This window comes from Rhodococcus triatomae, assembly GCF_014217785.1.
Taxonomy (GTDB): domain Bacteria; phylum Actinomycetota; class Actinomycetes; order Mycobacteriales; family Mycobacteriaceae; genus Rhodococcus_F; species Rhodococcus_F triatomae.
In genome coordinates this window covers 4,672,186-4,684,977 of record NZ_CP048814.1, presented here as the reverse complement: position 1 = coordinate 4,684,977, position 12,792 = coordinate 4,672,186, and the positions used below count along the sequence as shown (strand labels likewise).

Annotated in this window: 11 protein-coding genes; 8 read left to right on the top strand and 3 right to left on the bottom strand. The window is 68.0% G+C overall.

Going from position 1 to position 12,792, the window contains the following annotated elements; translation table 11 throughout:
• Window positions 1–50 precede the first annotated feature (50 nt).
• From metH to G4H71_RS21915, 4 genes are all read left to right on the top strand, one after another.
• The gene (gene metH, locus G4H71_RS21930) at window positions 51–3,620 is read left to right on the top strand and encodes a methionine synthase (RefSeq protein WP_072739067.1); all 3,570 of its coding nucleotides are present in this window, start codon (window positions 51–53) and stop codon (window positions 3,618–3,620) included.
• 67 nt (window positions 3,621–3,687) lie between these two features.
• Window positions 3,688–4,365, top strand: coding sequence for an HAD family hydrolase (locus G4H71_RS21925; RefSeq protein ID WP_072739143.1), 678 nt, complete (start codon window positions 3,688–3,690; stop codon window positions 4,363–4,365).
• A gap of 28 nt (window positions 4,366–4,393) precedes the next feature.
• Window positions 4,394–5,236: an oxygen-dependent tRNA uridine(34) hydroxylase TrhO gene (trhO, locus tag G4H71_RS21920; protein ID WP_072739068.1), complete on the top strand. Its 843-nt coding sequence runs from the start codon at window positions 4,394–4,396 to the stop codon at window positions 5,234–5,236.
• A gap of 1 nt (window position 5,237) precedes the next feature.
• Window positions 5,238–6,143, top strand: coding sequence for a pseudouridine synthase (locus G4H71_RS21915; RefSeq protein ID WP_139183318.1), 906 nt, complete (start codon window positions 5,238–5,240; stop codon window positions 6,141–6,143).
• On the opposite strand, the gene G4H71_RS21910 is transcribed toward G4H71_RS21915, so the two are convergent.
• A complete protein-coding gene (locus G4H71_RS21910) occupies window positions 6,123–6,683 on the bottom strand; it encodes a DUF6790 family protein (RefSeq protein WP_072739070.1) in 561 nt (186 codons plus the stop codon). The genes G4H71_RS21915 and G4H71_RS21910 overlap by 21 nt on opposite strands.
• A gap of 156 nt (window positions 6,684–6,839) precedes the next feature.
• Here G4H71_RS21910 and G4H71_RS21905 point away from each other — a divergent pair, with 156 nt between their 5' ends.
• Complete coding sequence (locus G4H71_RS21905) at window positions 6,840–7,121, top strand: phosphoribosyl-ATP diphosphatase (RefSeq protein WP_174561877.1); 282 nt, start codon at window positions 6,840–6,842, stop codon at window positions 7,119–7,121.
• Between the two features lie 54 nt (window positions 7,122–7,175).
• Entirely contained in the window at window positions 7,176–8,024 is an 849-nt protein-coding gene (gene hisG / locus G4H71_RS21900; protein WP_072739072.1) for an ATP phosphoribosyltransferase, read from the top strand.
• Between the two features lie 155 nt (window positions 8,025–8,179).
• Here the strand turns inward: hisG and G4H71_RS21895 are convergent, their stop codons facing one another.
• Window positions 8,180–9,001 (bottom strand): thioesterase family protein, encoded by an 822-nt coding sequence (locus tag G4H71_RS21895; RefSeq protein ID WP_072739073.1) that lies wholly within the window; start codon window positions 8,999–9,001, stop codon window positions 8,180–8,182.
• Window positions 9,002–9,907: a RecB family exonuclease gene (locus G4H71_RS21890; protein ID WP_072739144.1), complete on the bottom strand. Its 906-nt coding sequence runs from the start codon at window positions 9,905–9,907 to the stop codon at window positions 9,002–9,004. It lies immediately after the preceding gene.
• 74 nt (window positions 9,908–9,981) lie between these two features.
• Between G4H71_RS21890 and G4H71_RS21885 the strand changes: the two genes are divergently transcribed.
• On the top strand, window positions 9,982–10,836 hold the full coding sequence (locus G4H71_RS21885) for a tRNA (adenine-N1)-methyltransferase (RefSeq protein ID WP_072739074.1): 855 nt from the start codon (window positions 9,982–9,984) through the stop codon (window positions 10,834–10,836).
• 86 nt (window positions 10,837–10,922) lie between these two features.
• On the top strand, window positions 10,923–12,695 hold the full coding sequence (gene arc, locus G4H71_RS21880; protein WP_072739075.1) for a proteasome ATPase: 1,773 nt from the start codon (window positions 10,923–10,925) through the stop codon (window positions 12,693–12,695).
• Window positions 12,696–12,792: the final 97 nt, after the last annotated feature.

Below are 12,792 nucleotides of genomic sequence, written 5' to 3'. Positions count from 1 at the left end.
CGCCCAGCCTACGGCCAGGTGTTGTCGGAGCGCCCACTACTCTGGTGTGCATGTCTGCCCCGCTGAACTCGGTCTTGCTCGATGCGCTGAAACGGCGCGTTGTCATCGGCGACGGAGCCATGGGCACCATGTTGCAGGACGCCGACCTCACGCTCGACGACTTCCTGGGGCTCGAGGGTTGCAACGAGATACTGAACGACACCCGGCCCGACGTGCTGCGTTCGATTCACCGCGCCTACTTCGAAGCGGGCGCCGACGCGGTGGAGACCAACACGTTCGGCTGCAATCTCCCCAACCTGGCCGACTACGACATCGCGGACCGGATCCGTGATCTGTCGGAGAAGGGCACGCGGCTGGCTCGTGAGGTCGCGGACGAGATGGGGCCGGGCGCGGACGGCATCCCGCGGCTCGTGCTCGGGTCGATGGGGCCGGGAACGAAGCTCCCCACCCTCGGCCATGCCCCCTTCGCGCAGCTGCGTGACGCCTACGAGGAATCGGCGAAGGGCATGATCGACGGCGGTGCCGACGCCATCCTCGTCGAAACGTGCCAGGACCTGCTCCAGGTGAAGGCCGCGATCCTGGGCAGCAAGGCGGCGATGGAGGCCCTCGGCCTGCGCCTGCCCATCATCACCCACGTCACGGTGGAGACCACCGGCACGATGCTGCTCGGAAGCGAGATCGGAGCGGCACTCACCGCGATCGAGCCACTCGGCGTCGACCTGATCGGGCTCAACTGCGCGACCGGGCCGGACGAGATGAGTGAGCACCTCCGGCACCTCTCCAAGCATTCGGCGCTGCCGGTCTCGGTGATGCCCAACGCCGGTCTGCCACAGCTCGGACCGAACGGGGCCGAGTACCCGCTCACCGCGGAGGAACTGGCCGTCGCTCTCAGCGGGTTCGTCTCCGAATACGGGCTGGCACTCGTCGGCGGCTGCTGCGGCACCACACCCGAACACATCCGTCAGGTGGCCGCCGCCGTGGCCGACACCACTCCGGCCAAGCGCGACCCGAGGGGCGAATCGTCGACGTCGTCGCTGTACACGGCCGTGCCGTTCGACCAGGACGCGAGCATCCTGATGATCGGCGAGCGCACCAACTCGAACGGGTCCAAGGCGTTCCGGGAGGCGATGATCGCCGAGGACTACCAGAAGTGCCTCGACATCGCGAAGGAACAGACCCGCGACGGCGCGCACATGCTCGATCTCAACGTCGACTACGTCGGACGCGACGGTGCCGCCGACATGTCCGCACTCGCGAGCCGCTTCGCGACGGCGTCGACCCTGCCGGTCATGCTGGATTCCACGGAACCCGCGGTCCTGGAGGCCGGCCTCGAACATCTCGGCGGCCGGTCCGCGGTCAACTCCGTCAACTACGAGGACGGCGACGGGCCGGGCTCCCGGTTCCAGCGCATCATGCGCTTGGTGAAGGATCACGGCGCGGCCGTGGTGGCACTGACCATCGACGAGGAGGGCCAGGCCCGCACCGCCGAGGACAAGGTGCGGATCGCGGTCCGGCTGGTCGAGGACATCGTCGGAAACTGGGGGCTGGACGAATCCGACATCATCCTCGACACCCTGACCTTCCCGATCTCGACCGGGCAGGAAGAGGTGCGGCGGGACGGCATCGAGACGATCGAGGCCATCCGGGAGCTCAAGCGGCGCTACCCCCGTATTCATTTCACCCTCGGTGTGTCGAATATTTCGTTCGGGCTCAACCCTGCCGCCCGCCAGGTGCTGAACTCGGTGTTCCTGCACGAGGCCACCGAGGCAGGCCTGGACACGGCCATCGTCCACGCCTCCAAGATCCTGCCGATGGCGAGGATCCCGGACGAGCAGCGGGAGGTCGCGCTCGATCTCGTCTACGACCGTCGCCGCGAGGGCTACGACCCGCTGCAGAAGCTGATGCAGCTGTTCGAGGGCGTCTCCGCGGCCTCGGCCCGCGAGTCGCGTGCGCAGGAACTCGCGGCACTACCGCTGTTCGAGCGGCTCGAGCGCCGCATCGTCGACGGTGAACGCGCCGGTCTGGAGGAGGACCTGACGGAGGCGATGGCGCAGAAGCCACCGCTGCAGATCATCAACGAGACCCTGCTGTCCGGCATGAAGACGGTCGGGGAACTGTTCGGTTCGGGACAGATGCAGCTGCCGTTCGTGTTGCAGTCCGCCGAGGTGATGAAGACCGCCGTCGCCTACCTCGAACCGCACATGGAAGCGACCGACGAGGACGGCAAGGGCAGGATCGTCCTGGCGACGGTCAAGGGCGACGTCCACGACATCGGCAAGAACCTCGTCGACATCATCTTGAGCAACAACGGGTACGACGTCGTCAATCTCGGTATCAAGCAGCCGATCGCCACCATCCTCGACGCCGCGGTCGAACAGCGGGCAGACGTCATCGGCATGTCGGGCCTGCTCGTGAAGTCGACCGTCGTCATGAAGGAGAACCTCCAGGAGCTGAACACGCGCGGTGTCGCCGAGAGCTTCCCGGTCCTGCTCGGCGGCGCGGCACTGACCCGCTCATATGTCGAGAACGACCTCTCCGAGGTGTACGAGGGCGAAGTGAGCTACGCCCGCGACGCTTTCGAGGGCCTGCGCCTGATGGACGAGATCATGGCGACCAAGCGCGGCGAGGGCCCCGATCCGGACAGCCCCGAGGCGATCGCGGCCCGGGAGAAGGCAGCCGAACGCAAGGCCAGGCACGAACGATCCAAGCGCATCGCGGAGAAGCGCAAGGCCGCGCAGGCGCCGGTCGTGGTTCCCGAGCGCTCGGATGTCGCCGCCGACGTCGAGGTCCCCGAACCCCCGTTCTGGGGCACCCGCATCGTCAAGGGCGTCTCGGTGTCCGAATACATGGAGTTCCTCGACGAGCGGGCCCTGTTCCTCGGCCAGTGGGGGCTGCGCGGGCAACGCAAGGGAGACGGCCCGTCCTACGAGGAACTCGTCGAGTCGGAAGGCCGTCCGCGGCTGCGGTACTGGATCGACCGATTGGCCACCGAGGGCGTGCTCGCCCACGCGGCGATCGTGTACGGCTACTTCCCCGTCGTGTCCGAGGGCGACGACCTGATCGTGCTCGACGAACCGTCCGCGGACGGTTCGGAGCGGTTCCGGTTCACCTTCCCGCGCCAGCAGCGGGACCGCTTCCTGTGCATCGCGGACTTCGTACGCTCCCGCGCCGCGGCGCGGGAGTCGGGGCGCGTGGACGTGTTGCCGATGCAGCTCGTCACCATGGGACAACCGATCGCCGATTTCGCGAACGACCTGTTCGCCGCCGATGCCTACCGCGACTACCTCGAGGTCCACGGCATCGGCGTGCAACTCACCGAGGCGCTGGCCGAGTACTGGCATCGCCGGGTACGTGAGGAACTCACCCTGCCCGGCGGAGACAGTCTCGCCGTCCAGGATCCGTCCGACGTCTCCGAGTACTTCGACCTCGGCTACCGGGGCGCGCGGTACTCGTTCGGATACGGCGCGTGCCCGGATCTCGAGGACCGGGTCAAGCTGGTCGCGATGCTCGAACCGGAACGGATCGGCGTCAAACTCTCGGAAGAACTGCAGTTGCACCCCGAACAGTCGACGGATGCGTTCGTCCTGCACCATCCGGAAGCGAAGTACTTCAATGTCTGATTCCGCACTGCCCGATTCCGCATCGCTCGATTCCGCATCGCTCGATTCCGCATCGCTCGATTCCGCACTGCCCGATTCCGGGTTGCGTGCCGTCCTCTGGGACATGGACGGGACCCTGCTCGATTCGGAGAAGCACTGGGACGTGGCCGTCCGGGAGCTCTCGCTCCGTCTCGGCGGCCCGATGAGCGAACAGACCAGGCGGGCGACGATCGGCGCTTCCAGCGACGGCGCGCTGCAGGTGATCTTCGACTCGTTGGGCCTCGCCCACGAGCCGGAGGCACTGGCCGAGGCGAAGGAGTGGATGTACGTCCGCGTCGAGGAACTGTTCGGTGACGGTCTGGAGTGGAGGCCGGGAGCGCGAGAGACGCTCCAGGTGGTGCGCGACGCCGGGCTGGCCGCAGCACTGGTGACCAATACCGAACGTCGGCTCACCGAACCCGCACTCGACGTCCTCGGCCGCGACTTCTTCGACGTCTCGGTGTGCGGCGACGAGGTTCCCAGTGGCAAGCCGGCCCCCGACCCGTACCTGCGGGGAGCGGAGTTGCTGGGTGTCGATCCGCGCCGGTGCCTGGCCGTGGAGGATTCTCCGACCGGGACGAAAGCGGCCGTCGCGGCCGGATGCACCGTCCTCGTGGTGCCGAGCGAGATCGAGGTCCCGGAAGGCGCCGGACGGGTGTTCCGTGCGTCCCTGGAGGGGGTCACCGTGAGCGATCTCGAGGCCGCCTGGGGGTACACCCGGGTCTGACGGCGCGATCTCGGTAGCCTGTTCCGTCGTGGCCGTCTCGAAGATCGTGTTGTTCTACGTGTTCACCCCGCTCGCGGACCCGGAGGCGATCCGTCTCTGGCAGCAGACCCTGGCCGAGGCGAACGGCCTGCGCGGACGCATCCTCGTGTCCGAGCACGGGATCAATGCCACGGTCGGCGGTGAGATCGGGGCGGTCAAACGATACGTGCGCGGTACCCGCAGCTACCCGGCGTTCACGGGGGCCGACGTCAAGTGGTCGGACGGCGGCCGCGACGACTTTCCTCGACTGAGCGTGAAGGTGCGGCCCGAGATCGTCACGTTCGGTGCCTCGGACGAACTGAAGGTGGACGAGTCGGGCGTCGTCGGCGGGGGAGTCCCGCTCGCTCCGGCACAGGTTCACGAGTTGGTCGACGAGCGCGGTGACGACGTGGTGTTCTTCGACGGCCGCAATGCCTTCGAGGCGGAGATCGGCCGCTTCCGTGGCGCCGTGGTGCCGGACGTGCGGACCACGAGGGACTTCGTGGACGAACTGGACAGCGGCCGATACGACCACCTCAAGGACAAGGCGGTGGTCACCTACTGCACGGGGGGTGTGCGCTGCGAGGTGCTCTCGGCACTGATGCGGTCGCGGGGGTTCGGTGAGGTGTACCAGCTCGACGGTGGAATCGTGCGCTACGGGGAGACCTTCGGGGACCGCGGGCTCTGGGAAGGGTCCCTCTACGTGTTCGACCGGAGGATGCACGTCGAGTTCTCGCCCGACGCGGTGACGCTCGGTGCATGCGCGCACTGCGGCGCCCCGACCTCGACCTACCGCAACGACCCCGACGACGACCGGCGCCTGGTCCTGACCTGCGCGTCCTGCGACGGCTGACGTGGGGCGTGCGCCGCTACCGGTTCGCGGTGGGCTCGGACCGGACCGGATCCGGATGCCCGCGGCCGGGCAGGAGGCCGGCGTCCCCGACACCGTCACCGAGTTCCTGCTCGCCACGTTCCCGGACGCCCGGGACGAGTGGCTCGCCCGGATCGACAACGGCGAGATCGTGGACGAGCACGGACGTGCCGTGGACCGCGACACCCGGTACATGCCGACCCGGTTCGTGTACTTCTACCGGCAGCCTCCGCCGGAGGTGCCGGTTCCGTTCCCCGTCGGGGTGATCCACCGCGACGAGACCCTCGTGGTGGCCGACAAGCCGCACTTCCTCGCCACCATCCCGCGCGGTGCGCACGTGCTGGAGACAGCCTTGGTGCGGCTGCGCCGGGATCTCGACCTGCCCGACCTCGTACCCGCGCACCGACTCGACCGGATGACCGCCGGGGTGATCGTCTTCGTGGTCCGCCCCGAACACCGGCGTCCGTATCAGGAACTGTTCGCGTCCCGTCAGGTGCACAAGGAGTACGAGGCGATCGCGCCCCACGACCCGTCGGTCGCGTTCCCCCGCACGGTGCGCAGCCGCATCGTCAAGGAACACGGGGTGCTCACGGGCCGCGAGGAACCCGGAGAGCCCAACAGCGAGACACGGATCGAACTCGTCGAGCATCGCGCCGGCCGCGGACGCTACCGACTGATCCCCGAAACCGGCCGCACACACCAGCTGCGGTTGCACCTGTGCTCGCTGGGGCTCCCGATCGAGGGAGACAACTTCTACCCGCGGTTCCGGCGCGTTCCCGGGAACGAGTTCACGGACCCGCTGCAATTGCTGGCACGCCGGCTGGCCTTCACCGACCCGGTGACCGGGCGGGAGCGGGACTTCCGGTCCTCACGGACCCTGAACTGGTGAGTCCGGCTGTCCGGCCCCGCCGCTGGGCTGCTGAGCGGCTCCGCCGCTCGGTTGTCTTGCGGCTCCGCCGCGGCGCACCGATATCAGATACAACGCCCAGGCGACGATCGGCAGCAGGATGTCCGCGACGAGTGGGGCGCCGATGTTGTCCGGCTTGGTGTTGTCCTGCGCGATCCAGAAGTAGAGGTGACCGCCGGCGTCACCCCAGTACTGGATGGTCAGGGCGATGATCGTCGCGAGCCAGAAATACCCACGGAATCGCACACACAGGACGCCGAGCACTCCGAGGGCCAGATCGCCCATCGCGTTCTCGAACTGGAACCCGCCGTCGCCGCGGGTGTAGCCGATCGACTCGGCGATCGCCGGGCCGTCGAACACGTGGTAGGCGGCGCCGATGATGCCGCCGGCACCCACCGCGACGACGAGCCACCAGGCGAGGAAGATGTCCACCACCGTTGCTGGGGAGCGCGGTCGTGACCGGCTCCGCACGGTGTGGACCAGCGCGCCGATGATCGCGAGGACAGCGACGAAGACACTCATGCCAGGGCTCCCGGGCAGCCGAGGATCCGGCTGTGCGGATCCGTGAGGTCCAGTATCGGACGACGAGGGAACCGACGGAGGGAATCAGGCAGATCCGGTGGCTCGGTAGGGCGCGGCCGGGTACGGAGATACTGATTACCCCGGCGGCGGGACGTCGTGAAACAATGGTGCCCCGTGAAGACCTTCGAATCGCTGTTCGCCGAGCTGACCGAACGTGCTGCCACCCGTCCCGAGGGTTCCGGCACTGTTGCCGCGTTGGACTCCGGCGTCCACGCACAGGGCAAGAAGGTCCTCGAGGAGGCCGGCGAGGTATGGATCGCCGCCGAACACGAGACCGACGACGCGCTCGCCGAGGAGATCTCCCAGCTCCTGTACTGGGTGCAGGTGCTGATGGTGGGTAGGGGACTGACTCTCCAGGACGTCTACCGACATCTGTGATCCCGAGTGACCACAGACATCGACGATCCCCCGCTCCCGAAAGGACCCACCCCCATGCTGCGCGTTGCAGTCCCCAACAAAGGTGCCCTCTCCACCTCGGCCGCCGAGATCCTCAGCGAGGCCGGATACCGCCGCCGCACCGATTCCCGTGACCTCACCGTTCTCGACCCGTCGAACCAGGTGGAGTTCTTCTTCCTGCGTCCCAAGGACATCGCGATCTACGTCGGGTCCGGCGAACTCGACCTCGGCATCACCGGCCGCGACCTCGCCCGTGACTCACAGGCCCCGGTCGACGAGCGGCTCTCGCTCGGTTTCGGCCGCTCCACCTTCCGCTATGCGGCGCCCGCCGGTCGCGACTGGTCCGTCGAGGACCTCGCCGGCCTGCGCATCGCCACGTCCTACCCGAATCTGGTCCGTGACGACCTCGCCGCACGCGGTATCGAGGCCTCGGTGATCCGGCTGGACGGTGCCGTCGAGATCTCGATCCAGCTCGGAGTCGCCGATGCGATCGCCGATGTCGTCGGTTCCGGGCGCACCCTGCGCCAGCACGACCTGGTGCCGTTCGGCGACGTGCTGTGCGATTCGGAGGGTGTGCTCATCGAGCAGGCAGGAGCGCCCGAGGACGCGGCGCGCAACCAGCTGGTCGAGCGGGTGCGGGGCATCGTGTTCGCCCAGCAGAACGTCATGCTCGACTACGACTGCCCGAAGGCGATTCTGGACCAGGCCATCACCGTCACGCCGGGCATCGAGTCGCCGACGCTCTCGCCGCTGGCCGACGAGAACTGGGTCGCGGTGCGCGCGATGGTCCCGCTGAAGGGGCACAACGACGTGATGGACGCCCTCGCGACGCTGGGCGCGAAGGCCATCCTGGCGTCCAACATCAGGTCCTGTCGCGCTCTCTGACACCGGCTCGCTCTGACACCGGCGCGCTCTGACGCCCGCCGCCCCCCGGGTACCGACTGGGCCCGGCCGGATGAATGGCACTGTCATCGCCCTCGAGGCGAGGACAGTGCCATTCATCCGATGGAGTGGGGGGAGCGGAGCGCGCGAGCTGACCCCTAGCGGCGGCGGATCTGGACGGTCTGGGCGATGCGGCCGACGGCGCCCTTCTCGTCGTACAGCACCCCCGCACACATGCCGACCCCGTCCGTGCCCGTGGACGTCTCGGCGCTGACACCGATCCACTCGCCTTCCGGGACCCGGAACACGTGCACGGTCAGGTCGGTGTTGAGGAACGTCCATTCGGACGGGTGAAGCTTCGCTCCGACACCGTTGGCGATGTCGGCGACGGAGAACAACCGTTGGAGCGGCGACATGTCCTCGCCCGCGACCAGTGCCGGCAGCGGCCGGGCCCACACCTTCCCGGGTCCGGTACAGCCGATCTCGGCCAGCCAGCGCCAGTCCAGGCTCTGGAGGTAGCCGACCTGCCAGAACTCGTCCATCGACTCGGCGACGTGCGCGTCGGCGACAGGCTCGAGCGGGGGATCGACGGTGTGCTCGGCCGACGCGGTGTCCACCGTCGTCATTCGCCACCCCGAGGCACGGGCGACCGCGCGCGCGTCGTCGCCGGTCGTCCAGAGTTCGGCGACGACCAGCTCGACGTTGCGTCCGGGTCGTTCGACGCGAGTGCGGACGTCGAGTTCGGCGACGGGGATGGGGCCGAGGATGTCGATGGCGACCCGGGTGAGCCTGGCGTCGGGACGAGCGCCGAGCCGTTCGAGTGCCCGTACCAGCAGGCCCGACGGCGGTGCACCGTGCTGCATGGTGTCGGCCCAGACGCTCACGGTGGCGGACGTGCCGGCGAACCGCTCGACACCGGGTTCGCCACCCGGAACCGGCAGGTAGTACGCGTCCGGCGTGTGCGGGGACCCGTCACTCATTCATCTCTCCTCGTTCGACCCGTTCGGTGCTGCGTTCTCGGTGGGTACGACCGGCCAGCCCGGATACGGCGGGACGGTGCCACCGAACGCCGGACACAGCGCGCGGTGGTCGCACCACGAGCACAGTCTGCCCGGCCGTGCCGGGAAGTCTCCCGTGGCCCCCGCGGTGGTGATCGCGTCCCACATCGCCGCGAGCGTGCGCTGGAAGCGGTGCAGCTCCGCCGCATCCGGCGTGTACGTGAGGACGGCCCCCGAGGCGAGGTAGAGGAGCCGCAGCTGCTCCGGCACCCGCCCGCGCAGATGCAACAGCATGAGTGCGTAGAACTTCATCTGGAAGAGCGCCGTCGCCTCCGACTTCTCGCCGGGGACCCGTCCGGTCTTGTAGTCGACGACGCGTACCTCCCCGGTGGTCGCGACGTCGATGCGGTCGGCGACTCCGCGTAGCCGAAGCCCGCCGTCGAGCTCGAGCTCCAGGCGTTCCTCGCAGACGTCGGCATCGAATCGCGTCGGGTCCTCCAGCGTGTAGTACCGCGCGACCAGTGTGCGGGCCTCCCCGAGAAACGACTCGGTGTCCTCGCCGATCGGGTCCGCCGACTCGGGCCGCTCGGCGACCATGCGCTCCCACACCGGGCGGACGAGGTCCTCCGCTGCCGAGAGGAGACGGTCGGGCGCCGGAAGCGCGAACAGTTCCTCCAGGACGGCGTGCACCAACGTGCCCCGGACCTGGGCGCGGGTGGGCACCTCGGGGATCCGGTCGATGGCCCGCAGCCGATACAGCAGGGGGCAGCGCTTGAAGTCCTCGGCCCGCGAGGGCGAGAGCGCGAGAGGCCGGGACGGCGCAGCGGCACCGGGCGCGTGTGACGGGGACCCCGTTTCCGCGGGGGTATGCGACTCGGCGATGCTCACACCTGGCAGGGTAGGCACCGGGTCCGACAGCACGGTCAGGCCGGTACCGGAGCTTGTCGAGGAGTCGGAGGACGATGGAAGGGCGCGAAACGCGACCGAGCGGACCGTTTCGAGTGGGCGATCGCGTCCAACTCACGGACGCCAAGGGACGCAAATACACCGTCCACCTCGAAGCGGGCAAGGAATTCCACACCCACCGCGGCGGCATCCTCCACGACGATCTGATCGGTACCGACGAGGGCAGCGTCGTCACGTCGACGAACGGAACGCCCTATCTGGCGTTGCGGCCGCTGCTGGTGGACTACGTCCTGTCGATGCCGCGCGGCGCGCAGGTGATCTATCCCAAGGACGCCGCCCAGATCGTCCACGAGGGAGATGTGTTCCCGGGCGCTCGGGTGCTCGAGGCCGGGGCGGGTTCGGGTGCCCTGACGTGTTCGCTGCTGCGAGCCGTGGGGCCACAGGGACAGGTGATCTCCTACGAGATCCGCGAGGATCACGCGGAGCATGCGGTCCGCAATGTCGAGACGTTCTTCGGCGAACGCCCGGCCAACTGGAATCTGACGATCGGGAACGTCGCGGACTTCGACGCGGAATCCGAGGGCGGCCCGGTGGACCGGGTCGTCCTGGACATGCTGGCACCCTGGGATGCGCTGCCCGCCGTGGCGAAAGCCCTGGTACCGGGGGGTGTGCTGATGGTCTACGTGGCCACCGTGACGCAACTCTCCCGGGTGGTGGAGGCGCTGCGCGAGCAGGAATGCTGGACCGAACCACGGTCGTGGGAATCCATCGTGCGGGGGTGGCACGTCGTCGGTCTCGCGGTCCGTCCCGAGCACAGGATGCAGGGGCACACGGCCTTCCTGGTGAGTGCTCGCCGACTCTCGGAGGGCACCGTCACGCCCAAGCCGCAACGCCGGTCCGGTAAGAATTGAGCAGCAGCGAACGGTAATTCGTGTCACCCGAGCACATTTGAGTTCCTCCCGGTAGCGTGGATAGATCTTCACTGGGAGGAGACGCAATGAGCTCGACAGAGAACCCGGATCCGGTTGCGGCAGCACGTGAGCTCGAGGCGTTGCGAGCGGAGGCACTGGCCCTGCGCCGGCAGCTCGCCGAATCACCCGAGCAGGTCCGTGAGCTGGAATCGCGGGTGGACTCGCTGTCCATTCGCAACGCCAAGCTGATGGACACTCTGAAGGAAGCTCGCCAGCAGTTGCTCGCGTTGCGCGAGGAGGTCGACCGGCTCGGTCAGCCTCCGAGCGGTTACGGGGTGCTGCTGGCCGTGCACGAGGACGAGACGGTCGACGTCTTCACCTCGGGCCGCAAGATGCGTCTCGCCTGCTCGCCGAACATCGAGTCCGAATCGCTCGAGCAGGGCCAGACGGTGCGGCTCAACGAGGCGTTGACGGTGGTCGAGGCGGGCGGTTTCGAGCGGGTCGGCGAGATCAGCAGTCTGCGCGAGGTCCTCGACGACGGTCACCGCGCCCTCGTCGTCGGTCATGCGGACGAGGAGCGGATCGTGTGGCTCGCCGAGCCACTCGCGGCCGCTCACCGCGACGGCAGCGAGAAGGTGCTCGATCTCGACGAGGACGCGCCCCGCAAGCTGCGTCCCGGTGACTCCCTGCTGGTCGACACGAAGGCCGGATACGCGTTCGAACGTATCCCCAAGGCCGAGGTCGAGGACCTGGTGCTCGAAGAGGTTCCGGACGTCCACTACTACGACATCGGTGGTCTGGGACGTCAGATCGAACAGATCCGTGATGCCGTCGAGTTGCCGTTCCTGCACAAGGACTTGTTCCGCGAGTACTCGCTGCGGCCGCCGAAGGGCGTGCTGCTCTACGGGCCACCGGGGTGCGGCAAGACGCTGATCGCGAAGGCGGTGGCGAACTCGCTGGCCAAGAAGATCGCCGAGGTTCGCGGGCAGGACAGCAAGGAAGCGAAGTCCTACTTCCTCAACATCAAGGGTCCCGAGCTGCTCAACAAGTTCGTCGGCGAGACGGAGCGGCACATCCGGCTGATCTTCCAGCGGGCCCGGGAGAAGGCGTCCGAGGGCACGCCGGTGATCGTGTTCTTCGACGAGATGGACTCGATCTTCCGCACCCGCGGTTCCGGGGTCTCGTCGGACGTGGAGACCACCGTCGTGCCGCAGCTGCTCAGTGAGATCGACGGTGTCGAGGGTCTCGAGAACGTCATCGTCATCGGCGCGTCGAACCGGGAGGACATGATCGATCCCGCGATCCTGCGCCCCGGCCGCCTGGACGTGAAGATCAAGATCGAGCGGCCCGACGCCGAATCGGCACAGGACATCTTCTCCAAGTACCTCACCGAGTCGTTGCCGGTCCACGCCGACGACCTCGCGGAGTTCGGCGGCGACCGGACGCTGTGCGTGCGGGCGATGATCGAGCGGGTGGTCGACCGGATGTACGCCGAGAGCGAGGACAACCGCTTCCTGGAGGTCACCTACGCGAACGGCGACAAGGAGGTCCTGTACTTCAAGGACTTCAACTCCGGCGCGATGATCCAGAACATCGTGGACCGGGCGAAGAAGTACGCGATCAAGTCGGTGCTCGACACCGGGGCCCCGGGCCTGCGGGTCCAGCACCTGTTCGACTCGATCGTCGACGAGTTCTCCGAGAACGAGGACCTGCCCAACACCACCAACCCGGACGACTGGGCGCGGATCTCGGGGAAGAAGGGCGAACGCATCGTCTACATCCGCACGCTGGTAACCGGCAAGAACGCCAGCGCCAGCCGAGCGATCGACACCGAGTCCAACACCGGTCAGTACCTGTAGTCGGTACCTGCCGTCGCGCCACTCCGGTGGGCGACAGCGGGTCGGAAGGCCACGTTCCCGTGTGGGGAGCGTGGCCTTCCGCCGTCCACGACCGATG

Coding starts and splice junctions, on each gene's coding strand:
- arc (WP_072739075.1), top strand. CDS start 10,923: ATGAGCTCGACAGAGAACCCGGATCCGGTTGCGGCAGCACGTGAGCTC.
- G4H71_RS21910 (WP_072739070.1), bottom strand. CDS start 6,683: ATGAGTGTCTTCGTCGCTGTCCTCGCGATCATCGGCGCGCTGGTCCAC.
- metH (WP_072739067.1), top strand. CDS start 51: ATGTCTGCCCCGCTGAACTCGGTCTTGCTCGATGCGCTGAAACGGCGC.
- G4H71_RS21885 (WP_072739074.1), top strand. CDS start 9,982: ATGGAAGGGCGCGAAACGCGACCGAGCGGACCGTTTCGAGTGGGCGAT.
- G4H71_RS21895 (WP_072739073.1), bottom strand. CDS start 9,001: ATGAGTGACGGGTCCCCGCACACGCCGGACGCGTACTACCTGCCGGTT.
- hisG (WP_072739072.1), top strand. CDS start 7,176: ATGCTGCGCGTTGCAGTCCCCAACAAAGGTGCCCTCTCCACCTCGGCC.